The sequence below is a fragment of the uncultured Flavobacterium sp. genome, from assembly GCF_963974175.1.
In the GTDB taxonomy this organism is placed as follows: domain Bacteria; phylum Bacteroidota; class Bacteroidia; order Flavobacteriales; family Flavobacteriaceae; genus Flavobacterium.
The window spans coordinates 14,136-40,414 of sequence record NZ_CAXBBR010000002.1; the positions used below are offsets into that span (position 1 = coordinate 14,136).

Genomic DNA, 26,279 nt, shown 5'->3' on the forward strand with positions numbered 1-26,279 from the left:
ACCAACCAATTGAGTTATTGTCAGTAATTCTAGTGTTTTGCGAATAGGAAAACACACCGCTAAGACCTATAAAAAGTTTTTTTTCAATTTGAGGAGTTGTAATTTATTTTCGATTGCAACTTAAAAAAAGACTTACTTTGATGTAGATCTCATTTTATTTTTAAGCTCTAAGATTTCCAATTTCAATTTTTCAATTTCAGCTTGCTGCTCTTTAAATGCAGCTACTAAAACGGGAATAAGAGCTGATTCATCAATTGTTTTAATTGTAGCGGTTCGATACGTATTTTTACTAAACAAATAAGAAATAGATTTCTCTCCTACCACACTCGGAAAAACCTCCTCCATATTATCAGCCATAAATCCGTATTGCGCCCCTTTATCTAGGCGTAATTGTTTGAAATTTTGTGTGTCATATTCAAACATTCTTGGCTCCAGCCGAAGGATACTTTCTAAAGGATTCTGTATTAACTGTGTATTTATTTTTATAGTTTTATCTGGGTAGCTTTGTGAATATGTAAGAGCTGTTGTGGCTAAAAATGTAATCACAAGACCTGTTTTATTAATTCCTATTATTAAATGCTTCATGAGTTATATTTTTTGATGTCATTGTAAAAATCGTCAAATTATTTTTTCCCTTTTACTATCTTCTTCCATTCTCGTATATTTATTAAAAGTTACAAGCCCAGTCCCGATATAGTGTGTTACTTCCACCATTTAGGCTTACCTAAATTAAAATTTACGCTACAAAATAGTCAGTGTTGTTTAGATAAGATAAAATTAAAAAAAATACGGAAATATTGTTTATACTAATTGCTTTTTCAATATTATAATCTGCCAAACCCTATTCTAATAATTCATATAATAGATTCTATAATGTAACAATAGCAACATAAATATACAATTCTACATCGACAGCGTTACAATCCAACAAACTCATCATCCATATGAAAACTAGAAGTTAGGCTTGGCAATTCTTCTTCACTACTTGCATAAAGTATCATGAGCTCTTTTCGATTTACAATAAATATTTGAATCAAATCAACAATTAACTGTTATCTAAAATTTCATAGTTTAATTTTCTATTTTTCGATAACTGTATTTTTATCCTTAATCCATTTAAAAGAAGCGTCAATAATTCTTTCTTTTTCATTTTGAATAAAGTCCAAATAAGCCGCTGCTACCGGCGAAAACTTCTTTCCTTTTAACCAAATTAAATTCCAATTTGATTTAATTGGCAAACCTTTTACTGGAACAATCTGCAAACTACCATTGTTAAGCTCGTTCTTTACTCCTATTAAAGGCATAATAGAGCAACCTAATCCAGCCAAAACAGCCTGCTTAACCGCTTCATTTCCAGTAAGCTCTACCTTTTTAGGGACATTCAAATTATTGTTTTCGATAAATTTCTCCATTATATAACGTGTTCCCGAACCTTCCTCACGATAAATAACCGCTAATTCCTCTAAAATAGAAACCTTATAAATATTTTTTTCGAAAGCTTGCTCTGCATTTACCATCATATAGAGCTCATTGCGCAACAATTCTACTGTATTAATTTGCATGGATTCTGGCAATACCGAAACTAAAGAAAAGTCAACCTCATTATGCTCTAAACTTTCTAAAACTTGTTTCTTATTAGTCACATCCAAAATCAAATCTACTCCCGGATTCTGTTTTAAAAAATCAGCCAGAAAATAAGGCATCACGTATTTACCGGTAGACACAATGGAAATCTTTAAGCGCCCACTTAATTCTCCTTTGTAAGCTAAGGTCTTATAGTTAATCGCCTCAACCTCATTTAAAACTTTTTCGGCAGCGATGGCAATTTCCTCTCCAAAATCAGTCACATACAGTTTTCTACCGATAACCTCCGTCAACGGAAACTCAAATTGATCTTGAAAATTCTTTAACTGTATAGAAACTGCAGGTTGCGTAAGGTGCAACTCTACAGCAGCTTTAGTAATACTCTTATTTTGAGCCACTTTAAGAAAAACGTACAATTGATGCAAAGTATAGTTCATAAATTATTTTTATGTATTCCATTACAAATATAAATAAAAACATATAGGTTAGCAGTACTACATTTGCAAAAAAATAAAAAAAATGAAAAAAGAAAAAGACTACCAGTTCAAATTAGTAGAAGGGCAATACACACCGCTAGAAGCTAAAAAAATTCTATTAGGATTAATAAACAGCAAAATTAACTTCCATCAATTAGAGAATTTCAGTAACGAGATTCGCTTTAGCGAGAATACTGCACATTCAAAAATCAGAATTGAGTTGCTTACTGATGCCTCTGAAAACATTACAGACTTGCTCGATTATTCACTTCTAAATGACATGCATTTTAAAATAGACGGAACTATTCAAATCTCGTTAGTCCCAGCAAAAAAATTAGAACCCATAGTTTAAAAATTAAAAAAATGGCTTTAATCAGCACCTCATCTCACGATGCCGCAGCACTTTTAAATAAAAATGATATTGTCGCCATTCCTACAGAAACAGTATACGGATTAGCCGGAAATGCTTTCAGTGAAAAAGCGATTAAAAAAATTTTCGAATTAAAAAAAAGACCTTTTTATAATCCGCTTATTGTTCATATCAAATCGGTTGCTGATTTGAATCAGATTGCCACTGAAATCCCAGCAAAAGCAATGTTATTAGCGGATGCATTTTGGCCAGGTCCACTGACCTTAGTATTAAAAAGACAAAGCACAATTCCAGATTTAGTTACTGCAGGAAAAAACACAGTTGCAGTTAGAGTTCCTAATCATCCAATAACATTAGCACTTTTAGAACAATTAGATTTCCCACTGGCTGCTCCAAGCGCAAATCCATTTGGTTCCATTAGTCCTACGAAAGCGCAACATGTAGCGGACTATTTTACTGAATCTTCACTAACCGTTTTAGAAGGCGGCGAATGCCGAAGCGGAATAGAATCTACGATAATAGGTTTTGAGGATGGGTCAGCTGTTTTATATCGATTAGGCTCCATAACCATTGAAGAAATTGAAAATGTTATTGGTCCGCTAAAAATAAAAACAAACAATGAAAAAACACCATCTGCACCAGGTATGCTTTCAAAACACTATGCGCCAAAAACCAAAACCATATTAACAGAAACCGTTACCGAAGAACTGAAGCTATTTGACACAAAAAGAATTGGATTACTAACCTATCAAAATCATTTTGAGCATAAAAACATAGTGACAAATGAAGTTCTATCAGCAACAGGAGATTTAGCTGAAGCAGCATCCCGTCTGTACAATGCCTTACACAAATTAGATCAATTAAAACTTGATGTAATTATCGCCGAAAAATTTCCTGATCATGGATTAGGAAGAACAATTAATGACAGATTGGAAAGAGCAACAAAAAAACAAACCCATCCTAAAAAACAAACTACCCAGCAATGAACTTCGATTTACTACTTGAAAACATCACAAATCCAGCCTTACTATTTTTCTTACTCGGTATCATCGCTGTTCGTCTAAAAAGTGATTTAGAAATCCCCAAAAACTCCTCTAAATTTATCTCCCTTTATCTTCTTTTTTCAATTGGTTTTAAAGGAGGGCAAGAATTATCACACAGTCATTTCACACTTGACATCATTTGGTCAGTTGCATTTGGAATTTTAATCGCACTCATCATCCCTCTTTATAGTTTTTTTATACTGAAAAAACATTTTAGCATCGAAAACTCAGGTGCCATTGCTGCGGCTTATGGCTCTGTTAGTGCCGTTACGTTTGTAACCGCTATTACTTTTTTAGAAATGCAAAACTATACTTTTAGTGGTCATATGGTCGCAGTTATGGCGCTTATGGAAGCTCCAGCCATTATAGTTGGTGTGATTTTAATTCGATTATTCAGTAAAAACGATGTGCATAGCACCAAAATGAGTTCCCTTATCAAACACTCTTTTACTAATGGTAGCGTACTATTAATCACAGGAAGTTTAATTATAGGTTTCTTAGCGAGTGATCAACAAGCCTTAGGTATCAAGCCTTTTACTACAGATATGTTTAAAGGATTTCTAGCCATCTTTTTACTTGATATGGGAATTGTAAGCGGTAGAAAATTAAATGACTTTTTTAAAAGTGGGTGGTTCAGCTTCTTTTTTGCAATCATCATCCCATTAATAAACGGAATTGCCGTTGCTTACGCCTCCCATTTTATAACAGATGATATTGGTAACCGATTTATTTTTGCAGTTCTAGCTTCAAGCGCGTCCTACATCGCAGTTCCTGCGGCCATGAAAATTGCAGTTCCAAAGGCAAATCCTGGAATTTTCCTGCCGATGGCCTTAGCCATTACCTTTCCTTTTAATATAACATTTGGAATGCCTATTTATCTTTCCATAGTCTTATGTTCTTAAAATGCAGGGACATTTAAAAAGATAACTCATCACCTAAAGTTCAAAGGCTGTTTCTATAACACTAGAAACAGTCTTTTTTTCCTTATTCCAAGTTTGTTTTTCAAGTGTGAATGAAAATTCTGAGCCAATACCAAATTCGCTCTCCACATATATTTTTTCTTTATGAGCTTCTATAATATGCTTGACAATTGCCAATCCTAATCCAGAGCCTCCTTCAGAGCGAGACCCACTTTTATTGACACGATAAAAACGTTCAAAAAGCCTTGGGATATTTTGTTTTTCTATTCCTTCGCCATTGTCACTAATACGAACCAGAACTTTTTTCTTAGTTAAATTCACCACAGCAACTTCGGTTGTCCCGCCAGTTTTACCGTATTTTATTGAATTCACTATTAAGTTTTCAATAACTTGTTGAATCCGGTCTCTGTCGGCTCTTACATAATTAGGCAAGATGTGGTAGTTTTCAAACGCAAGGGTGATATTCTTTTTTTCCGCTTTCATTTCCAATAAGTCGAAGACATTCTGAATCAATTCTACAATATCAAACTCTGAATAATCTAAGTTTAAATCCCCAACTTCAAGCTTGGTAATCATATCTAAATCTTCAACAATATAGATCAATCGCTCCACTCCTTTTTCGGCACGCTTTAAGTATTTTTTTCGAATCACTTTATCATCCATTGCCCCATCTAACAAAGTAGATATGTAGCCTTGTACGGTAAACAAAGGAGTTTTTAATTCATGCGAAACATTACCTAAAAATTCTCTACGGTACTCTTCTCGCACTTGTAACATTTCAATTTCTAGTTTTTTATCGGTCGCAAACTTCTTTACTTCCCTAGTCAGCGTTTCCATGTCTGTAGTAATGGGCTGATTTATGAATGTACTGGACTCTAATAATGAAACATCATCATAGATTTTTTTTACGCGTCTGTAAATGAACCGCTCAACTCGATATTGCAATACAATAAATGAAAATATATATACGATTAACATGAAAACAAAACCAAATAAAAACAGACTGCGGGATGGCAACTTGAACATATTGGATGCCAATAGCATCACAAATCCCGTTGAAAAAAGACTGATATATAATGCTGATTTTACCGCAAACTTATAGGTTTTTTTGAAACTTATTTTCATTTTTAAGTACGTACGTTACTTACATAATCTAGCCTTTTGAAGATGGCCTTACATTCCATAAATAACTTTTATTATATCTAATTTAAACCTCAAATTTATAACCAACCCCTTTAATAGTTTTAAAAAGATCTTCTCCTATCTTTTCTCGTAGTTTTCTAATGTGAACATCAATTGTTCTTCCACCTACAACTACTTCATTCCCCCAAACTTTATCAAGAATTTCATCACGTTTGAATACTTTTCCTGGTTTAGATGCTAATAAATAAAACAGCTCAAACTCTTTTCTAGGTAATGAAATTTCGATATTATCCTTTACTATTTTATATTCTTCGCGATTTATTTCTATACCACCTACGTTCAAGGTTTCACTGTCTTGCTCACTTTCTTTTAGGCGGCGCAACAATGCTTTTACTTTACTTACCAATAATTTTGGCTTTATCGGCTTTGTGATATAGTCATCAGCTCCGGCATCAAATCCTGCAACTTGCGAATAATCTTCACTTCTGGCAGTCAAGAAAGTAATAATCACATTACTCAACTCCGGAATTTTTCTAATGTTTTCACACGCTTCCATTCCATCCATTTCAGGCATCATCACATCCATGATTATCAAATCTGGCAATTCCTTTTTAGCTTTAGCAACCGCTTCTTTTCCATTGGCCGCTGTAAAAATTTGATATCCTTCCTGTGTAAGATTATAACCTACAATTTCTAAAATATCCGGTTCGTCATCGACTAATAAAATCTTGGTGTGTTTCTTTTTCATATTTGGCAAATTTACGTTTGCTTTTGTAAATATAAGAATAAATGAACAGCAAAAAAGTAGTATTAACCGTAAATTAATTTGGTAACCATTTAGTAATATTCAACGAACCTAATGGTAACCTCGCAATAACGCAAACTTTACAAAGACACCATTACTTTGCAAAAAATTAAACAAACTATGAAACTTAAATTATTCATTTTAACGCTTTTTATCAGTACCCTTGCTTTTTCTCAAACAAAAGGTACTATTACTGGAGTACTAACTGATAAGGATTCAAACAACGAAACGTTACCTTTTGCAAACGTATTATTAAAAGGAACACAAATAAACGGCACGACAGATATTGACGGTAAATATGCACTTAATGCTCCCGCAGGAAATTATATAATACAGTATAGTTTTATTGGTTACGAATCGATAGAGGTTCCTGTTACAGTAAAAACTGGAGAAACAATAACACTTAGCAAAGCATTAGGATCATCAAGTTACAAACTAGATGATGTAGTTATCACTACAACCGTAAACAAGCAAAAAGAAACCGCCTTATTAATGGATCAAAAAAATGCAGTTGAAATCAAACAAAGCATCGGTTCACAGGAATTATCTAGAAAAGGGGTTAGCGATGTTGCAACTGCGGTTACTAAAACGAGTGGTATTACAAAACAAGAAGGTTCAGGAAATATATTTGTAAGAGGTCTTGGTGACCGATACAACTCTACCACTATGAATGGATTACCCATTCCTTCAAATGATCCAGAAAAGAAAAACTTAAATCTTGAAATTTTCTCGACAGACATCGTTGAATACATATCCATTGACAAGGTATATAGCGGAAACATTTATGGTGACTTTGCAGGAGGAAATGTTGATATTATTTCGAAAGACTACAAAGGAAAAGGATTTTTAAAAATTGACATTGGTTCTAAAGTGAACACAAATGCAATTGCCGAAGATAACTTTAAATTGCAAAAAGGGTTTGACGGGTTTGGTTTTACAAAAAAATCAATTCCAAATAATCCTCTTACACAATTCAATTATAGCTCTCTTCAAATGAAAGACTATACTCCAATAGCTTCTTCTTTTGGTATCTCTGGAGGAAAATCATTTGACGTAGGTTCAGAGGGTAAACTTAGCTTTTTTGCTACTGCTTCATTCAATAACGATTTCTCAGCTAAAAGTAATGGAACTGCAAAAGCAAGTGTTAATGGTAACGGAATTGCAAATAAAAACTTCGACAACTATAGCGAACTAAAATATGAAACTAATACTACCGGAATGGCTAATATTGGTTACAAAATAAACAACAACAATAAAGTAAGTTTCAATTCACTTTATATCAATACCTCAACACAATCGAAAGAAGAATACTCAGGATATATTGTTGATATTGCTAATGAGGGTAACGGTTTAATTCGTCGTTTTAACTATGAAAAAAATAGTTTATGGATTAATCAAATATTAGGAGAAAGTAAAATTGGAGACCGTTCTAAATTGAATTGGGGAGTTTCATACAACATCATTGATGGAAGTATGCCAGACAGAGTCCAAAACATTTTTAGAAAAGAAGCTACTGGTTACCAATTGTCAAGCATCTCAGCTCCTGACAACCACAGATACTTTCAAAAACTGAAAGAAGACGAACTAGCTGGTAATGCTTCATATGATTACAAATTCAATAAAAATGAAGATGGTGATTACAATGGGAAAATTACTGTAGGTTACAACGGAAGAATCAAATCAAGAGGATTTCAAGCGACACAATTCAATATTAAAGCAACAAGTGGTAACACAAACACTATTGTTGATCCTAATAACTTAGATTTATTCTACAACCAAGACAACTTCAACAACGGTAATTTCTCGATTGCTACTTTCCGTGGAAATTCTCAAGTATACAATGCTTTAGACCCACAAACTTATGGAGGAGATCAAACGATACATGCTGCTTTTGCTAATACAGAATACAAATTCAATAAATTAACTGCTGTATTAGGTCTTAGAGGAGAACAAATATCTCAAAAAGTAAGTTGGTACACACAATTAGGCGGGACTGGAAATGACAAATTAGAAAAAACTGCTTTCTTGCCAAGTTTAATTATGAAATATGAATTGAACGACAAACAAAATTTACGTGTAGGATTAAGCAAAACTTATACTTTACCTCAATTTAAAGAAAGAGCTTTATTCGTATATGAAGAAGTACTACAAGTAAAAGTTGGTAATCCATTTTTATACGAATCTGACGATTATAATTTAGACCTTAAATGGGAAATGTTCCCGAAAAGTGACGAGCTAATTTCGGTAACTGCTTTTGGAAAATACATTTTAAACCCAATGAACGAAGTAACAATATCTTCCTCCTCTAATGACATCTCTTATATCAACACAGGAGATTACGGTTATGTAGCTGGTGCCGAAGTAGAATACAGAAAACAACTTTTTGATTTCGATTCTAATAATGCTAAGAAACTATCTGCAGGGATTAATGCTTCTTATTTATACAGCAACCAAGAATTGAATGCTGAAAAAGTAAATAGTGAAACAAATTATCAAGTGGATTTCACTAACTCAAAAAGTAAATTTACCGGAGCTTCTGATTTATTGTTAAATGCCGATTTAACTTTATTTAATGAGTGGAATAACAGAAATAGCAATCTTACAACGACTGTAGCTTACACTTATTTTTCAGACAGAGTGAATGCAATTGGAACAAGTAACAAGGGAGATTTAGTTGATAAAGCCTTTGGCTCACTAGATTTCATTGCAAAATCTAAACTAACTGAAAAATTAGGATTAGGATTAGTTGCGAAAAACTTATTAAATCCAGCAATCAATAGAGTACAAGCAAATGCAACTGGTGACGTAAATGTACTTTCATACAAAAAAGGAGCAACAATAAGTCTAAGTTTGAATTACCAATTTTAATCAAACAACACCTTTCAAAATATCTTCTAAAAGAGCAGCTAAATGGCTGCTCTTTTTAATTATACCCCTAAATGAAAAAGATTATTATGAGGTTTGTTAACCTTCCCGAAACCAAATATAGGCTTAGCCCTCTAGACGAAACGAGTTAACATTAAATTGATATTGAAATAGCCTTTTAGTAAACAAACATTCATGTTTAGATAACATCAAAAAAAAGTACTTAACGCATCTTTGTATCAGAAAATAAATAAAAATTTTATTAAACAATCATGAAAAAATCAACTGTAAAATTATTCGGGATTTTAACATTAGCTGCAGGTTTAATCACTAGCTGTTCTTCTAACGACAACCCTACACCAACGACTACTCCTTCATCTACTTTTACTGCAGATGCAACCAATTTTCAAGGGACTATCAATGATGGTATCGTTACTCTAGACGCTACTAAAACGTACAAATTAACTGGAAAAATCCAGGTAAACAATGGAGCTACATTAACTATCCCAGCTGGGACAATTATTCAAGGAACAGGTGGAACATCTGCTTACATCGCAATTGCTCAAGGTGGAAAATTAAATGTAGAAGGTACTGCTGCTAAACCTGTTGTAATGACAAGTGGATTAGCTACAAAAGCTGCTGGTGACTGGGGCGGATTAGTAATCTGTGGTAAAGCACCTATCAACCGTGTATCTGGTGGTACAGGAACTGCTCAATCAGAAGTTGCTGATTTAACTTATGGTGGAACCATTTCTAATGATAATTCAGGTTCAATCAAATATTTAAGAATTGAGTATGCTGGAGCTGCTTTCAACAGTGAAAAAGAATTTAACGGACTTTCATTATTTGGAGTTGGTTCAGGAACTACAATTGATTACGTAGAATTTTTCCACGGAGCTGATGACGGAGTTGAATTCTTCGGAGGAACCGTAAATACTTCTAACTTAATTTCTATTGGAAATGAAGATGATCAATTTGACTGGACTGAAGGATGGTCTGGAACAAATACTAACTGGTACGGAAAATTAGGTTTCGAAAAAGGAAACAGAGGAATTGAAGCAGATAACTTTGAATTAGGATATGCTAATACTCCAATTGCTAACCCTTCTATTACTAACTTAACTTTAGTAGGACCTGGAAGCGCACCAACAACTGGAACATGGTTAGAAAATGATGCAATGAAACTAAGAAGAGGAACTAAAGGTATCTTCACAAACGTAGTGTTTAGTGGATGGGCTGTAGGTTTCAATGTTGAAAACAACGAGACGATCGCTTTCATACCTACTGCATTAAAAGCTGTAAATGTTAACTTTATTGCTGATGTTACGACAAAAACTAAAGGTAAATTAAATGCTGTTGCTCCTGCAACAAGTGGAGTAAGTGCTGATGTATCTGCAATCATTACGTCAGAAGGTGCTGCGACTGGTGCTGGAAACGGAGCTGGAATGCCATCATGGGCTGCTGGTTGGTCAGTTGGATTCTAATCAAAAGTATATCATAAAAAATACCCAAAACACCCTTTTAAAAAAGGGTGTTTTTTATTTTGGTACAGTATTTGATTTTTTTTGTATATTTACTAAACAAAATCAAGCTAATGGCAAAAAATTACTTTTATATTGCAATCTTACTGGTTTTTTTCTTTTCTGTGAGTCTTAGTGCTCAAGATACAAAGCAACAACCAAAACTACAGGAAACTTCAGTAATTGAAGGTTTGAACCTGTATCCGAATCCCGTGACTAATGGGAAAGTATATATTTCCACAAAAAATGATTCAAATAAAGAAATAATTATATTTGATCTTTTAGGAAAAAAAGTACTCCAAACATTAATTAGTTCAAAAGAACTAAATGTCTCAAGTCTAAATCCTGGTGTTTACATTATTAAGATTAATGAAGAAAACGCAAGTGCTACCCGAAAACTCATTGTAAGGTAAAAATTACTTTCGAAAAATAACTTAAAAAGCTCCAACTTCAATTGGGGCTTTTTTTAATTCAAATTCGAATATCTTTAAATATCTGAAAGAGCTATTAAAATTTATACCTTTGCAAAAAAAATTCTTGATTACAGCTACTGATATATTTGCCATTTCGAGCCAAAAGCAATTTGAAAAAATCGCCTTAAAAGTATTTCGATACCAACACGAAAACAACTTGGTATATAGGGAGTTTTGTGATCTCATGAAAGTGGAACCTCAAAAAGTAAAAACACTACAACAGATTCCGTTTTTACCCATTCAATTTTTTAAAAGTCATGCGGTGGTTTCTAATACTAACCCCGTTCAAAATACATTTACCAGTAGCGGAACAACAGGAATGGTAACGAGTAAACACATGGTAACCGACACTTCTATTTATGAAGAAAGTTACCGCAAAGGGTTTTCTCAGTTTTATGGAAACATCGAAGATTATGTAGTTTTAGCTTTACTACCATCTTACTTAGAAAGAGATGGCTCTTCTTTGATTTATATGGTCGAAGATTTGATTCATCTATCCAATCATGACGACAGCGGTTTTTATTTGCACAATCACGACGAACTGATAAATAAACTAACCACATTAGACCAGTCCGGTCAAAATGTAATTCTGATCGGAGTTACTTTTGCCTTATTGGATCTAATCGAAAAACATCAGTTTCAATTGCAAAATACTATCATCATGGAAACAGGTGGTATGAAAGGCAGAAGAAAAGAAATGATTCGAGAAGAACTGCATCAACAACTTTGCGAAGGCTTTGGCGTGACGGCGATTCATTCTGAATACGGAATGACTGAATTACTCTCTCAAGCCTATTCCTTAGGAGAAGGCGTATTTGAGTGTCCTACTTGGATACAAATTCTAGTTCGCGATACAGAAGATGCCCTAACTTATATTCCGCAAGGAAAAACAGGTGGAATCAACGTAATCGATTTGGCCAACATTAATTCCTGTTCTTTTATCGCCACTCAGGATTTGGGCAAAAAAAATCCCAACAACTCTTTCGAGGTATTGGGACGTTTTGATAATTCTGATATTCGAGGTTGCAACCTGATGGTGCTTTAAAAAATAAATTCGTTTATTTTTTAAAGCGTTAACCGGATTTTAATTAAACTACTCTTACCACAAAATAATTTTTCTTTCCGCTTTGCAATAATACAAATTGATCGTTGATTAAATCTTTAGAAGAAAGAACAAAATCTTCGTTTACTTTCTCTTTATTAACCGAAATTGAATTTGCTGTTAACGCACGTCTTGCCTCTCCATTTGATTTAAAAAACCCTGTTTTTTCATTCAAAAGAGCAATAACATCAATTCCAGACTCCATTTCCGCTCTAGGAACCTCCGCTTGAGGAACACCGTCAAAAACTTCTAAAAAAGTAGCTTCATCTAGTTCTTTCAAATCATCGGCAGTAGCATTCCCAAAAAGAATGTTAGAAGCCTTGATTGCTTTTTCTAATTCTTCTTTCGAATGAACAAAAGTCGTTAGCTCTTCGGCTAATTTGCGTTGCAACACTCTTAAATGAGGCGCTATTTTATGTTCTTCAATTAAAGCTTCGATTGTCTCTTTATCTAAAAAAGTAAAAATCTTGATGTACTTCTCAGCATCAACATCAGTAGTATTCAACCAAAATTGGTAAAATTTATAAACCGAAGTTTTATCTGCTGTTAACCACACGTTTCCACCTTCAGATTTACCAAATTTAGAACCATCCGCTTTTGTAATCAATGGACAAGTCATTGCATATGCTTTTGCCTCTTCGCCTACATTCATACGACGAACTAATTCCGTTCCAGTAGTGATATTTCCCCATTGGTCTGAACCACCCATTTGCAATAAGCAATTGTATTCTTTATGTAAATGATAAAAATCGTATCCTTGAATCAATTGGTAAGTAAACTCAGTAAAAGACATTCCCTCTCCTTCACCCGCTAACCTTTTCTTTACAGAATCCTTAGCCATCATATAATTTACAGTGATGCGTTTACCCACATCACGCGCAAAGTTGATAAAGGACAACTCTTTCATCCAGTCGTAATTATTAACTAAAACTGGTGCATTAACTTCGTTTGAATTAAAATCTAAGAAACGAGACAACACTCCTTTAATTCCTTCTACATTGTGATTTAAAGTTTCTTCATCAAGAAGATTTCTTTCATCTGACTTTCCTGAAGGATCACCAATCATTCCTGTCGCACCACCTACTAAAGCAATGGGTTTATGTCCAAAGTTTTTTAAGTGTACCAAAAGGACAATAGGAACTAAACTCCCAATATGCAAAGAATCAGAGGTAGGGTCAAACCCTATATAAGTAGTGGTCATTTCTTTTAAAAGTTGTTCTTCGGTTCCTGGCATAATGTCGTGAACCAATCCGCGCCACTGTAATTCGGAAATAATATTTTTCATTTTCTAAAAATCAATTTTCACAAAGATAGTTTTAATTGGATAATTTGAAAATCAATCGGTCTAAAAATCCAACAATCTAATTATCTTTACGAAATGATTTTAGTAACAGGAGGAACCGGTTTAGTAGGAGCGCATTTATTGCTGTATTTAATAGAATCCGAAAATACCGGACCTAGAAAAATACGGGCTATCTATCGCAATTCGGAAACTATCAAAAAAACAGAATCACTGTTTCAACTTTATAATAAATCGACTTTATTTAACGCCATAGAATGGGTGGAGGGTGACATTATCGACATTCCTACATTAGAGCATGCATTTAAAGGAATTGATTATGTATACCATAGCGCTGCCTTAATTTCATTTGATCCAAAAGACGAAAGCGTGGTACGCAAAACCAATATTGAAGGAACAGCAAATATTGTGAATTTTTGTCTTGCCAAAGGAGTTAAAAAATTATGTTACATTAGTTCAACTGCAGCATTAGGTGATTTAACAAGTACGGCAACAATTATTACGGAAGAAACAGAATGGAATCCGGAAAAACCGCACAGTGATTATGCTATTTCTAAATATGGTGCCGAAATGGAAATTTGGAGAGGTCAACAAGAAGGCTTAGATGTTATAATTGTAAATCCGGGAGTTATTATTGGCCCTGGCTTTCAAGAACAGGGAAGCGGCCTACTTTTTAAAGCAGTTGCAAAGGGATTACGGTATTATACGCTTGGAAAAACTGGATTCGTAGCCGTTAGTGATGTGGTAAGAATGGCGGTTGAATTGATGAAAAGCGAAATTAGAAACAAACGTTTTGTTCTTATTGGGCAAAACATATCCTTTAGAGACATTCTAAACACCATTGCTGATGCATTAAATGTAAAAAAACCTTCTCGTCACATGCAACCATACTTAATGGAAATTGGCTGGAGAGTGGATTGGATCTTAGCGAACATTTTTAATAAAAAAAGGAAATTAACGCGAGCTACTGCTAAAGCATCCTATTCTAAACATGACTATTCCAATGAAAAAATTAAAACGACATTAAAAACTGATTTCACAGATGTTCATCAGTATATTAAGGAAATTTCAAGCTTGTAAAATGGAGAGTTTATTGAATTCGCAAAGTATCGTTCTTCTTTTTCCTGGCAATACTTGCCTTTTTTAATGCTAAAGAATCTGTTTTTAAGGAGGTAACTTTGATTCGTTTTAAGGAGTCTGCTGTTGCTTTTGCTTCCTTTTTCTCTTGTTTTTTCACCAATGAATCCAAGACTGTTTTTTTCGAGTCAATTCTTTTGATAATCTCATCATACATCTCTTTGTAATCTATATAAGTAGAAGCATAATAAATATTGCTTTGCGCAAATTGAACACTGTCAATTTTATACTTTTTATAAATATACTGAGAAGGATTAATTTTAAAAGTATCTACAGATGCTGGATTTTGATATTTTACAGCATCCAAAATCGATAAATCATACATTACATCAATCATCTTATCTCTTGCTATAAGATTATCGGGCTTATTTACTGCTTCTTCTTTACAGCTTATAAACCCGACTAAAACGGTCAAAAGTAATAGTGTTTTTTTCATCTATTTCGTCTATTAGCGATCAAACAAGAGTCTTTTTCCTGCACGAATATTTTTTACTTTAAATGCATTATAAACTAATTGCCCATTTACAAAAGTATGTGTAATTCTAGATTTAAATGTAAAGCCTTCAAATGGTGACCATCCACATTTAGCGAAGATATTCTCTTTCTTTACACTCCAAGGCAAACCTGAATTTACAATTACCAAGTCAGCATAATAGCCTTCTTTGATAAAACCACGTTTTTCAATTTTGAAAATCTTGGCCGGATTATGGCACATTTTTTCAACAATTTTCTCCACGCTTATTTTTCCTTGATGAAAAGCTTCAAACATAGCCACTACAGCATGTTGAACTAAAGGTCCTCCAGAAGGAGCCTGTAAATAAGGTAGTTTTTTCTCTTCTGATGTATGTGGCGCGTGGTCTGTTGCAATCACATCAATTCTACCATCTAACAAGGCTTCCCAAAGCACTTTTTGGTCATTTGCTGTTTTTACTGCCGGATTCCATTTTATAAGATTCCCTTTGGTAGCATAATCATCATTGGTAAACCATAAATGATGTATACAAACCTCAGCAGTAATTTTCTTTTGTTCCAATGGAATTTTGTTTGTGAACAAATCCATTTCTTTAGCAGTAGAAAGATGAAAAACATGCAAACGGGCACCTGTTTTTTTAGCAAGAGCAATCGCATTTGAAGAAGAAATATAACAGGCTTCTTCACTTCGAATCAAATGATGCGCAGTAATAGGCACGTCTTCACCAAATTCTTCTTTATATTTTTCTAAATTGTTTTTTATTGTAGTTTCATCCTCGCAGTGAACCGCAATAAGTAACGGTGTACTTGAGAATATTTTTTCTAGTGTCACTTGATTATCAACCAACATATTTCCGGTCGAAGAACCTAAAAATATTTTTATACCTGCAACATTTTTCGGATTTGTTTTTAGCACTTCCTCCAAGTTATCATTAGTTGCTCCCATCATAAACGAATAATTCGCATACGATTTCTCAGCAGCAAGCTGGTATTTTTCTTCTAGAATTTCTTGAGTAACCGCATTAGGAATAGTATTAGGCTGCTCGATAAAAGAGGTGATTCCACCGGCAACTGCCGCTCTGGACTCAGACTCTATATCCCCTTTATAAGTAAGGCCCGGCTCTCTAAAATGTACTTGGTCATCAATAGCACCTGGCATCAAATAATTTCCCTCGGCATCAATGATGACACAATTTGATGATTTGGCACTTATGCTTTCTGAAACCTCAACAATTAAGTCATTTTCAATTAAAACATCGCCCTCAAAAATCACCCCTTCATTTACTATTTTGGCATTCTTAATTAAAACACTATTCATTGTACTTATTATTATAAACTATTAACTAATTTTTTTAATCGTAAAGCAATTACTCCAAAAACAGCTTCAACAATTATTGAATTACTCATTTTTGATTCTCCTTTTGTCCTGTCTGTAAAAATTATTGGCACTTCGACAATATTGAATTTTTTACAAAAGGTTCTGTATTTCATTTCAATCTGAAACGCATAACCAACAAATTTTATTTTATTGAGGTTGATTTCTTCAAGCACTTCCCGCTTATAACAGATAAAACCTGCGGTAGCATCATGAATTTTCATTCCTGTAATAATTCGAACATATACCGATGCAAAATAAGACATCAGTACCCGGTTTAATGGCCAATTGACCACATTTACCCCTGTAACATATCGTGAACCGATTGCTAAATCAGCATTCCCAAAATGACAGGCATTGTATAACTTCTCTAAGTCATTTGGATTATGAGAAAAATCAGCATCCATTTCGAAAATAAAATCATACTTATTCTCTAATGCCCATTTGAACCCGTGAACATAGGCTGTTCCCAAACCTGACTTCTTTTCTCTGTTTTCCAAAAATAAACGACCACCAAATTCCGTTTGAAGCAATCTGACTTTATCTGCAGTGTGATCCGGAGAATTGTCGTCAACAATAAGAATATGAAATGGTTTATGTTGAGAAAGCACCGACCTGATTATGCTTTCGATATTTTCAATTTCGTTATAGGTAGGAATTATAACAATACAGTCGTTCATATTTCTAGTAATTTCACGGCAAAAGTAACGTTTTTATGGCATTTCATTCATAATAAAATTATAATAAAAAGATTGATATAAAAAATTAGTAATTTTGTCGCGCTATGATTGAACACCTACTTCATCCAAGAATAACAGAAAGCAAAGATTGGGCAACCATTTTATTTGTTCTGGCATTTGCTATTATTGCAATTACTAAATCCGTTTATGAAAATCGATTTGGTGATTTCATGAATTTAATATTTTCAGATAAATACTCTAAGGTGTATCGTGACGGAATTCATCTGAAAGGTAGTTTTACCATTTCACTATTTTTTGTACAAGTAATTTCGTTTGCCTTTTTTATTCAGCTTTCCCTAAGTTTTTTTGGGTATGGCTCAAAGACGGACTTGATACTTTACATTCAGATTATTACTGTTTTAATGTTTTTCGTTTTATCTAAATATTTAATAGAAAAAATCATCGCTACCGCATTCAATATTGAGGAGTTTATGGAACAATTTAACCTTCAAAAAGTTACTTACAGAACCTATATCGGCCTAATTATCCTACCTATCAACATTATATTGTTTTATTACGACACAATATCAAGAAATATTCCAATAATAATTATTTCTATTATTTTGATAATCAATATAATAACATATTTGATTTCAATAAAAAGATATCAAAATCTAATATTCAGCAAGATGTTTTATTTTATTTTATATCTTTGCGCTCTCGAAATAGCCCCCTATTTTTTTATGTTTTTTATGTTTAAAAAAGGGGGCGCTTAGAAAACGTTAAAATATGAAAGTGAAAACAATTTTGGTGTCACAGCCCGAGCCTAAAGTAGAGAATTCTCCTTACTTTGAACTCCAACAGAAGCATAAAGTTAAAATTGATTTCAGACCTTTTATTCATATAGAAGGAGTTAATGCCAAAGAAGTTAGACTTCAAAAAATCGACCTCAATCAGTATACTGCAATTATATTGACGAGTAGAAATGCTGTAGATCACTTCTTTAGAGTAGCGGATGAAATGCGTTTCAAAGTACCTGAAGGATTGAAATATTTCTGCCAATCTGAAGCAGTAGCCTTTTATTTGCAAAAATACGTTGTTTACAGAAAACGTAAAATTTATGTAGGTCCTAAGGATTTTGCAGATTTATCTCCATTGATAAAAAAATACAAAGACGAGAAATTCCTTTTGCCTGCCTCAGACCAGTTAAATGCTGATGCAACAATCACCCTGAATGGATTAAAAGTAGACTGGACTCCAGGTATTTTTTACAAAACAGTGATGAGTGATCTTTCTGATCTAGCAGATGTATACTATGACGTATTGGCTTTCTTTAGTCCAACTGGAATTAAATCATTATTTAAAAACTTCCCGGACTTTAAACAAAACGATACTAGAATAGCCGTTTTTGGAAGTACTACTCAAAAGGAAGCTTTGGACAATGGTTTAAGAGTTGATATTTTGGCTCCATCACCAAATACACCTTCGATGACAATGGCCTTAGAAAAATATATTATTGAAGCTAATAAAGGAAAATAATTCCTGACTCGACTTCAAATAAAAGTTACAAAAAACCATCTGGACAACAGATGGTTTTTTTATGCTCAATTCCCTCCTAAACTAAATTCCGCTTTCCTATTAAAAGTTTACGTTGATATATAAATTATTTTAAACATATTTCTAAATAATACACAAACACCCTAATATTAGTTGTTTTTGTTTAATTTTGATTTTCAATTACAACTAAACACCTTGGTTTTAGTTCTAAAATAAAACTTATGAAAATAAACTCCATGGTAGTAGAAATAGATGGAATCGATAAAGAAATTTTAAGATTCCTAATGGAAGATGCACGAAAACCAATCCTTCAAATCGCAAACAAAATTGGAATTTCAGGAGCTGCAATTCATCAGCGATTGAGAAAACTAGAGCAATCTGGTGTAATCTCAGGATCAAAATTTGTAGTAAATCACAAAGTTCTTGGTTACAATACCATGGCTTTTGTTGGAGTATATCTAGACAAAGCAGCGCGAAACCTCGAGGCAGTTAAAGAACTGAAAAAAATCCCAGAAGTACTAGAGTGCCATTACACCACTGGAAACTGGTCTATCTTGATTAAAATTATCTGTAGAGACAACCAACATTTAATGAATTTACTAAACACCAAAATCCAAACAATAGAAGGCGTTTCTAGAACAGAAACGTTCATTTCCTTAGACCAACAAATAGATAGACAAATACAGCTTTAATAAAAAAATACGATAATTAAAAAAGCCCTCTCATTCATAGAACGGGAGGGCTTCTATCTCTAGAAATAATTTTTTAGTCTCTTCGACTACCGCCACCCATATAAATGGAAACGTAATATAACAAAGTAGCAATAGATCCCAATGCGGCCACTACATAAGTTCTGGCAGCCCATTTCAAAGCATCTTTGGCTCCATCATGCTCTTGTGACGTAAGCATTCTTTTATTCTCTAACCAAGCCAAAGCACGATGGCTAGCATCATACTCTACCGGTAAAGTTACTATTGAAAAAATAGTGGTTGCTGCAAACAGCACAATTCCAAAAAGCAATAGCTGCGGAAAACTATTCATCAATAAAATTCCACCTATTAGAATCCATTGCATGTACGACGATGCCACATTTACAAACGGAACTAATTTAGAACGCATCGTTAACCATTGATAACCCACGGCATGTTGTACCGCATGACCGCACTCATGAGCCGCTACAGCCGCAGCAGCCGCATTGCGCTGATTGTACACCGCCTCACTTAGATTCACCGTTTTATTAACCGGATTGTAATGATCAGTCAATTGCCCCGCCACCGAAATCACGCGTACATCGCGAATACCATTATCGGCCAGCATCTTCTCAGCAATTTCGGCACCGCTCATTCCGTTTTGCAGTTGCATTTTAGAATAATGTTCAAATTTGCTTTTAAGCCTTGAACTTACTGCCCAGCTTGCCAGCATAATTGCACCGGCAAGAATTAAATAACTCATTCCCATATATTTTGTTTTTTGTTCGCTTCTTGTTTAAAGTTACAAATTACAATGCAAATTCTACACCAAATTTTAATAATGTCAATTTGACACTCTAGAAATCAATTGTCAAATAGAAAAATTCCAAATTCTAACATTGCAGCCCGTACTATTTATGCAAAAAAAATCCAAACCCCAGCAATTGGGATTTGGATTTTCAACTATCGAATTTTTAAAAAAATCTAGCCAACCAAATTAATAATCTTACCAGGTACGATAATCACTTTGTTTGGCGTTCTACCTTCTAATTGCTTTATCGTTCTTTCGTCTTTCATAATGATTTCCTCGATTTGATCCTTGGTTAAATCCAAAGGCAATTCGATAGTAAAACGCATTTTTCCGTTAAAAGAAACTGGATACTCTTTACTACTTTCGATTAAATGTTTTGGTTCGAAAACAGGAAAAGGAACCGTTGCAATAGAACCTTTATTTCCTAATAACGACCATAACTCTTCGGCAATGTGTGGCGCGTATGGCGAAATCACGATTGCTAATGGTTCTAGAATAGCGCGAGAATGACAACCTTGAGTTGACAATTCATTCACACAAATCATAAATTGTGAAACCGAAGTATTGAAAGAGAAATTCTCAATATCATCAGCCACTTTTTTAATGGTTTTGTGTAATGTTTTTAAGTTGTCTTTTGTTGGCACTTCATCAGTAACAATCAAATTGTGTTCGTCAAAATACAAACGACACAATTTTTTCAAGAATCCAAAAACTCCCGAAATACCTGCCGTGTTCCAAGGTTTTGCTTGTTCTAATGGCCCTAAGAACATTTCGTACAAACGCAACGTATCTGCTCCGTATTCATTACAAATGTCATCCGGAGTAACTACATTGTATTTGGATTTCGACATTTTTTCTACTTCGCGACCAACGATATATTTACCGTTTTCATCACAAATGAATTCAGCGTCCTTATAATCTTCTCTCCATTTTTTGAAAGCTTCAATATCTAATTCATCAGATGAATTTACCATTGAAACATCAGAATGAATTGGCTGTACATTTCTTCCGTCAATTTTATTTTTAGAAACAAATGTATTCGTTCCTTCTAATCGATATACAAAAGCACTAGTCCCCAAGATCATTCCTTGATTGATCAATTTCTTGAAAGGCTCTTCCGTTGGTGCAAAACCTTTGTCTTTTAGAAATTTATTCCAAAAACGAGAGTACAACAAGTGACCAGTCGCATGTTCGTTACCACCAATGTATAAATCAACGCTTTCCCAATACGTCAAAGCTTCTTTGCTTGCGAATTCGTTTTCATTCGTTGGATCCATATAACGCATCCAGTAAAAGGAACTTCCTGCCCAACCTGGCATCGTGTTCAATTCCAAAGGAAAAATCGTTTTGTGATCTACTAAATCAGTATTAACCACTTCCTTTTTAGTCGTGTCCCACGCCCAAACCTCAGCATTTCCTAAAGGTGGCAAACCATCTTCCGTAGGTAAATATTTTTCTACTTCTGGTAGCACAATTGGTAAATGCGTTGCATCAATCATTTGCGGCAAGCCATTTACATAATAGACCGGAAACGGTTCTCCCCAATATCTTTGGCGAGAGAAAACAGCATCACGCAAACGGTAATTCGTTTTTCCTTTTCCTTGATTTATTTCCTCTAATGCTTCAATTGCTTTGTATGTTCCTTCTTTATAACCTAATCCGTTTAAGAAATCAGAATCTACTAATTTGAAACCGTCTTTAGACCCAAACGCAGCTTCTGAAATGTCTTTATCAAAAATATTTTTGATTGCTGGCATTCCGCTTTGTCCTTTGAAGAAATTAGCAAAAGCATAATCTCTTTCATCTCCACAAGGAACGGCCATAACAGCACCTGTTCCATAACCTGCCAAAACATAGTCTCCTATCCAAACTGGAATGGGTTCTTTAGTAAAAGGGTGCTCAGCATACGCTCCTGTAAACACTCCTGAAATAGTTTTTACATCAGCCATACGCTCTCTTTCAGAACGTTTTGACGATGCTAAAATATAATCGTTTATTTTATCTAAATATTCTGGAGTGGTGATTTCTTGAACCAAAGGATGCTCTGGCGCTAAAGTCATAAAGGTAACGCCAAAAATAGTGTCGGGTCTTGTGGTAAATACTCCAATTTTATGAGCTTTCGCAGTATCACTCGTAATGACATCGAACGAAACCATCGCTCCAACACTTTTCCCGATCCAGTTTCTCTGACTTTCTTTGATGCTTTCGCTCCAATCAATATCATTTAGTCCTTGCAACAAACGTTCCGCATAAGCAGAAATACGCATGCTCCATTGTGTCATTTTTTTACGAACCACGGTAAATCCACCACGTTCCGAAACTCCGTTTACAATTTCGTCATTTGCCAAAACCGTACCTAATCCTGGACACCAGTTCACTTCAGTTTCTGCTAAATAAGTCAATCTGTATTGCAACAAAATTTTCTCCTGTTGCTCTTTTGCGAAAGCATTCCATTCACTTGACGTAAAAGGCGCTATAGCATCATCACAAACTGCATTGACTGTGGCATTTCCTAATTTCTCAAAAACAGCAACCAATGTTGAAATATCTTCCGCTTTATCGTTGTCTTTGTTGTACCAAGAATTAAATAATTGGATAAAAATCCATTGTGTATGTTTGTAATAATCTGGATTAGACGTACGCACTTCCCTACTCCAATCGAATGAAAATCCAATTTTGTCGAGTTGTTTTCTATATCCAGCAATTTTATTTCCTTCTTTATCATAACCCCCATCAATATTTACTGAAGTGGTATCTTCCGGACGTTGCCCAGTTTGAATCGCATATTGTTCAGCCGGCAATCCAAAACTGTCATAACCCATTGGGTGTAAAACATTAAAACCTTGATGTCTTTTATATCTTGCATACACATCTGAAGCAATATACCCCAAAGGATGACCTACATGCAGTCCCGCACCAGAAGGGTAAGGAAACATGTCTAATACATAATGTTTTGGTTTCTCAGAGTTGTTTATAGCGGCAAAAGTTTGATTTTCTGCCCAATATTTTTGCCATTTGGCCTCTATCTCGTTCGGATTATATTTCATTCCCTTTTTCTATTTTTTTTTAACGGAGTCATGCTGTCGCTAAAGCTCAAGTCATTCCCCTTTTCTATTTTTATAATAACTGATTCACGCTTTCACTTACTCCAGTCATTATATACGGCTTGCAAAATTTCAAAGTGACAAAGTTTATCACCATGCATATTTTTAGGTGGCAAATTTACGTTTATTGTACGAAAGTTGAAACTTTGGACGTTATTAACTTCAAATAAAGAAATTCTTTATTATTTTTACCCCATAATTAAAGTAAACTATGAGTTCTTCATTTGATAGGTTTCAAAAACGCAGGTTAATTTCCTCTTATTTTTCGGTTGTTCTAAGTGTATTCTTAGTACTATTCCTATTGGGAATATTAGGCCTTTTTATTATAAATTCTAAAAAACTAGCTGACGACTTTAAAGAAAAGATTGCCATGACGGTATTTTTCAAAAACGAAGCTAATGACAGTATTTTAAAAGCTTTTGCAAAGGAATTAAAAGTTGCTCCCTACGCAAAATCTACTGTTTATGTAACTAAAGAGCAGGCTGCAAAACAACATACAGACATAATAGGAGAAGACTTTATGACATTTTTGGGCGAAAATCCATTGCAAAACTCATTTGACATTCACTTAAAAGCAGATTATGTTGAAAAGGATTCCATCGCTAAAGTGGAGAAAAAATTACGACTAAACCCTATGATTTCTGATATTGTTTATGACAAGCAATTAGTAAATTTAGTGAACGATAATATTAAAAAAGTGAGTATGTGGATTCTAATAATCAGCGGATTCCTGACATTCATAGCTGTTTTATTAATCAACAGTTCTTTGCGACTGTCGATTCACTCTAACCGATTTATCATTAAAACCATGCAAATGGTGGGTGCAACAAAATCATTTATCAGAAAACCGTTTGTAATGCGTAGCATCAAACTAGGGATGCTAGGTGCTACTCTAGCCATACTCGCTTTGATTGGTGTATTAATTTATGTTGAAACTAGCTTTCCTGATTTAGGAATTCTTGACAACAAAGTTCTTATCGCAGGCGTTTTATTAGCCGTCTTAGGAATTGGAATTTTGATTACTTGGTTAAGTACTCATTTTGCAACACAAAAATTCTTGAATTTAAGAACCGACGATTTGTATTAATTTTGATTTCAGAATTTAAAAAGTAAAAAAGCATAAATGAACGATAAAGACACAAAACAAGATTTTCTTTTTGGAAAAATAAACTATACAATTTTACTAATTGGTATTGGAGTAATTGCTCTCGGATTCATTCTAATGTCTGGAGGAGGAAGTGATGACCCTAATGTATATAGCGATGCTATTTTTAATTTTAGAAGAATTCGTCTCGCTCCAACAACCGTTTTAATTGGTTTTGGAATTACAGTTTACGCCATACTAAAAAAACCAAAGAAAGCATAAATGAATACATTACAAGCTATTGTCCTTGCTATTATTGAAGGAATTACTGAATTTTTACCTGTTTCTTCTACTGGACATATGATTATTGCTTCTTCCTTTTTTGGGATTGCAAGTGATGACTTTACAAAACTTTTCACCATTGTAATTCAACTTGGAGCTATTCTCTCGGTTGTTGTTCTATATTTCAAACGTTTCTTTCAGACTTGGGATTTCTATTTCAAACTGTTTGTTGCTTTTATTCCTGCAGTAGTTTTAGGATTATTATTCAGCGACATGATAGATGAATTACTAGAAAGCCCTGTCACGGTTGCCGTTTCTCTTTTACTTGGAGGTATCGTTTTATTAAAAGTAGACGATTGGTTCAATCATTCAGAGGACACTAAAGTCACTTACCTAAAAGCATTTAAAATTGGTTTATACCAATGCCTAGCAATGGTTCCCGGAGTTTCTCGAAGTGGCGCAAGCATCGTGGGTGGAATGTCCCAAAAATTAGCACGTACATCAGCAGCTGAATTTTCATTCTTTCTTGCCGTTCCTACTATGTTTGGTGCAACTGCAAAAAAATGTTACGACTATTATAAAGATGGTTTTGTCTTGACTCATGACCAAATTAACTTATTGATTATTGGTAATGTTATCGCTTTTATAGTGGCGCTTTTAGCCATTAAAAGTTTTATCGGATTTTTGAGTAAAAAAGGTTTTAAAGTATTTGGTTATTACCGAATTGCTGCCGGAATTATTTTACTGATTATTCATTTTTTCATTCATCCCCTGACTATCATTTAATGACAGACGAAGACTACTTAAACGGACAAATTTTATTGATTGACAAGCCTTTGAATTGGACTTCCTTTCAGGCGGTAAATAAATTAAAATATGCGCTGATTAATAAACTGGGACTTCCTAAAAAATTTAAAATTGGCCATGCAGGAACTTTAGATCCGCTAGCTACAGGATTACTTTTAGTTTGTACCGGAAAATTCACCAAGCGAATTACAGAACTTCAAGGTCAAGCCAAAGAATATACCGGAACTTTTTTTATTGGAGCCACAACTCCGTCCTACGATTTAGAAACTGAAATAGACGAGACATTCCCTACTTCACATATAGACGAAGTATTAATTCATGAAACTGTAAAGCAATTTTTAGGAGAAATAGACCAAATACCCCCTATTTACTCAGCTATAAAAAAAGAAGGTGTTAGACTATACGAGCACGCTCGTGCAGGTAAAACGGTAGAAATCGCATCCAGAAAAACTACAATTCACGAATTTGAAATCACCAGAATAGCACTTCCTGAAATTGATTTCAGAGTGGTTTGCAGCAAAGGTACTTACATACGCTCTTTAGCTTTTGATTTTGGAAAGGCAATGAATTCAGGATCCCATTTGACAGCCTTGCGACGTACAAAAATCGGAGACTACGACGTAAAAGATGCTGTCGATGCTGTGGTATTCGAAGACAATTTAGAATCAAAATAATTCTATT

Annotated in this window: 25 protein-coding genes; 15 read left to right on the top strand and 10 right to left on the bottom strand. The window is 34.1% G+C overall.

Features of this window, described 5'->3' with window-relative positions:
• Positions 1-132: 132 nt before the first annotated feature.
• On the bottom strand, positions 133-585 hold the full coding sequence (locus AAC069_RS02975) for a tail fiber domain-containing protein (protein WP_339919033.1): 453 nt from the start codon (positions 583-585) through the stop codon (positions 133-135).
• A 494-nt stretch (positions 586-1,079) separates the two neighbouring features.
• Positions 1,080-2,021, bottom strand: a complete 942-nt coding sequence (locus AAC069_RS02980) for a LysR family transcriptional regulator (RefSeq protein WP_339919034.1) — start codon at positions 2,019-2,021, stop codon at positions 1,080-1,082.
• 82 nt (positions 2,022-2,103) lie between these two features.
• Here AAC069_RS02980 and AAC069_RS02985 point away from each other — a divergent pair, with 82 nt between their 5' ends.
• Genes AAC069_RS02985 through AAC069_RS02995 form a run of 3 tightly spaced genes read left to right on the top strand, consistent with a single transcriptional unit; the run spans position 2,104 to position 4,375 of the window.
• Positions 2,104-2,412: a hypothetical protein gene (locus AAC069_RS02985; protein WP_339919035.1), complete on the top strand. Its 309-nt coding sequence runs from the start codon at positions 2,104-2,106 to the stop codon at positions 2,410-2,412.
• A gap of 11 nt (positions 2,413-2,423) precedes the next feature.
• On the top strand, positions 2,424-3,416 hold the full coding sequence (locus tag AAC069_RS02990; protein ID WP_339919036.1) for an L-threonylcarbamoyladenylate synthase: 993 nt from the start codon (positions 2,424-2,426) through the stop codon (positions 3,414-3,416).
• On the top strand, positions 3,413-4,375 hold the full coding sequence (locus AAC069_RS02995; protein ID WP_339919037.1) for a sodium-dependent bicarbonate transport family permease: 963 nt from the start codon (positions 3,413-3,415) through the stop codon (positions 4,373-4,375). Before AAC069_RS02990 ends, AAC069_RS02995 begins: the two co-directional genes overlap by 4 nt.
• Before the next feature lie 33 nt (positions 4,376-4,408).
• On the opposite strand, the gene AAC069_RS03000 is transcribed toward AAC069_RS02995, so the two are convergent.
• A complete protein-coding gene (locus tag AAC069_RS03000) occupies positions 4,409-5,518 on the bottom strand; it encodes an ATP-binding protein (protein WP_339919038.1) in 1,110 nt (369 codons plus the stop codon).
• Positions 5,519-5,600: 82 nt separating this feature from the next.
• Positions 5,601-6,284: a response regulator transcription factor gene (locus tag AAC069_RS03005; protein WP_091090770.1), complete on the bottom strand. Its 684-nt coding sequence runs from the start codon at positions 6,282-6,284 to the stop codon at positions 5,601-5,603.
• Between the two features lie 177 nt (positions 6,285-6,461).
• Between AAC069_RS03005 and AAC069_RS03010 the strand changes: the two genes are divergently transcribed.
• The 4 genes from AAC069_RS03010 (at position 6,462) to AAC069_RS03025 (ending at position 12,244) form a co-directional block, all read left to right on the top strand.
• Complete coding sequence (locus AAC069_RS03010; RefSeq protein ID WP_339919039.1) at positions 6,462-9,209, top strand: TonB-dependent receptor; 2,748 nt, start codon at positions 6,462-6,464, stop codon at positions 9,207-9,209.
• A 269-nt stretch (positions 9,210-9,478) separates the two neighbouring features.
• On the top strand, positions 9,479-10,690 hold the full coding sequence (locus tag AAC069_RS03015) for a hypothetical protein (RefSeq protein WP_339919040.1): 1,212 nt from the start codon (positions 9,479-9,481) through the stop codon (positions 10,688-10,690).
• Positions 10,691-10,800: 110 nt separating this feature from the next.
• The gene (locus tag AAC069_RS03020) at positions 10,801-11,139 is read left to right on the top strand and encodes a T9SS type A sorting domain-containing protein (protein WP_091090780.1); all 339 of its coding nucleotides are present in this window, start codon (positions 10,801-10,803) and stop codon (positions 11,137-11,139) included.
• Positions 11,140-11,263: 124 nt separating this feature from the next.
• Entirely contained in the window at positions 11,264-12,244 is a 981-nt protein-coding gene (locus AAC069_RS03025) for an acyl transferase (protein WP_339919433.1), read from the top strand.
• A gap of 43 nt (positions 12,245-12,287) precedes the next feature.
• Here AAC069_RS03025 and tyrS read toward each other — a convergent pair whose 3' ends face one another.
• Positions 12,288-13,586 carry a tyrosine--tRNA ligase gene (tyrS, locus tag AAC069_RS03030; protein WP_339919041.1) on the bottom strand — a complete coding sequence of 433 codons (1,299 nt, stop codon included), beginning with the start codon at positions 13,584-13,586 and terminating at the stop codon, positions 12,288-12,290.
• A 93-nt stretch (positions 13,587-13,679) separates the two neighbouring features.
• Here tyrS and AAC069_RS03035 point away from each other — a divergent pair, with 93 nt between their 5' ends.
• A complete protein-coding gene (locus AAC069_RS03035; RefSeq protein WP_339919042.1) occupies positions 13,680-14,681 on the top strand; it encodes an NAD-dependent epimerase/dehydratase family protein in 1,002 nt (333 codons plus the stop codon).
• Between the two features lie 10 nt (positions 14,682-14,691).
• On the opposite strand, the gene AAC069_RS03040 is transcribed toward AAC069_RS03035, so the two are convergent.
• From AAC069_RS03040 to AAC069_RS03050, 3 genes are read right to left on the bottom strand one after another with little or no spacing between them, the layout of a single operon-like run.
• Positions 14,692-15,174 carry a DUF4296 domain-containing protein gene (locus AAC069_RS03040; RefSeq protein WP_339919043.1) on the bottom strand — a complete coding sequence of 161 codons (483 nt, stop codon included), beginning with the start codon at positions 15,172-15,174 and terminating at the stop codon, positions 14,692-14,694.
• Between the two features lie 12 nt (positions 15,175-15,186).
• Positions 15,187-16,527 (bottom strand): dihydroorotase, encoded by a 1,341-nt coding sequence (locus AAC069_RS03045; RefSeq protein ID WP_339919044.1) that lies wholly within the window; start codon positions 16,525-16,527, stop codon positions 15,187-15,189.
• A gap of 11 nt (positions 16,528-16,538) precedes the next feature.
• Positions 16,539-17,264: a polyprenol monophosphomannose synthase gene (locus tag AAC069_RS03050; RefSeq protein ID WP_091090801.1), complete on the bottom strand. Its 726-nt coding sequence runs from the start codon at positions 17,262-17,264 to the stop codon at positions 16,539-16,541.
• 104 nt (positions 17,265-17,368) lie between these two features.
• Here AAC069_RS03050 and AAC069_RS03055 point away from each other — a divergent pair, with 104 nt between their 5' ends.
• From AAC069_RS03055 to AAC069_RS03065, 3 genes are all read left to right on the top strand, one after another.
• Positions 17,369-18,040, top strand: coding sequence for a DUF4271 domain-containing protein (locus AAC069_RS03055; RefSeq protein WP_339919045.1), 672 nt, complete (start codon positions 17,369-17,371; stop codon positions 18,038-18,040).
• Positions 18,041-18,053: 13 nt separating this feature from the next.
• Positions 18,054-18,803, top strand: a complete 750-nt coding sequence (locus tag AAC069_RS03060; protein ID WP_091090807.1) for a uroporphyrinogen-III synthase — start codon at positions 18,054-18,056, stop codon at positions 18,801-18,803.
• Positions 18,804-19,042: 239 nt separating this feature from the next.
• Positions 19,043-19,513, top strand: coding sequence for an Lrp/AsnC ligand binding domain-containing protein (locus tag AAC069_RS03065; RefSeq protein ID WP_091090810.1), 471 nt, complete (start codon positions 19,043-19,045; stop codon positions 19,511-19,513).
• Between the two features lie 73 nt (positions 19,514-19,586).
• Here the strand turns inward: AAC069_RS03065 and AAC069_RS03070 are convergent, their stop codons facing one another.
• Together AAC069_RS03070 and leuS are read right to left on the bottom strand one after the other, a co-directional pair.
• Entirely contained in the window at positions 19,587-20,279 is a 693-nt protein-coding gene (locus AAC069_RS03070) for a zinc metallopeptidase (protein WP_339919046.1), read from the bottom strand.
• A gap of 215 nt (positions 20,280-20,494) precedes the next feature.
• Positions 20,495-23,368: a leucine--tRNA ligase gene (leuS, locus tag AAC069_RS03075; protein WP_339919047.1), complete on the bottom strand. Its 2,874-nt coding sequence runs from the start codon at positions 23,366-23,368 to the stop codon at positions 20,495-20,497.
• A gap of 268 nt (positions 23,369-23,636) precedes the next feature.
• On the opposite strand from leuS, the gene AAC069_RS03080 reads away from it, so the two are divergent.
• Genes AAC069_RS03080 through truB form a run of 4 tightly spaced genes read left to right on the top strand, consistent with a single transcriptional unit; the run spans position 23,637 to position 26,272 of the window.
• The gene (locus tag AAC069_RS03080) at positions 23,637-24,512 is read left to right on the top strand and encodes a permease-like cell division protein FtsX (RefSeq protein WP_339919048.1); all 876 of its coding nucleotides are present in this window, start codon (positions 23,637-23,639) and stop codon (positions 24,510-24,512) included.
• Between the two features lie 36 nt (positions 24,513-24,548).
• The gene (locus AAC069_RS03085) at positions 24,549-24,791 is read left to right on the top strand and encodes a DUF3098 domain-containing protein (protein ID WP_339919049.1); all 243 of its coding nucleotides are present in this window, start codon (positions 24,549-24,551) and stop codon (positions 24,789-24,791) included.
• Positions 24,792-25,577: an undecaprenyl-diphosphate phosphatase gene (locus AAC069_RS03090; protein WP_091090827.1), complete on the top strand. Its 786-nt coding sequence runs from the start codon at positions 24,792-24,794 to the stop codon at positions 25,575-25,577.
• The gene (gene truB, locus AAC069_RS03095) at positions 25,577-26,272 is read left to right on the top strand and encodes a tRNA pseudouridine(55) synthase TruB (RefSeq protein ID WP_339919050.1); all 696 of its coding nucleotides are present in this window, start codon (positions 25,577-25,579) and stop codon (positions 26,270-26,272) included. Before AAC069_RS03090 ends, truB begins: the two co-directional genes overlap by 1 nt.
• Positions 26,273-26,279: the final 7 nt, after the last annotated feature.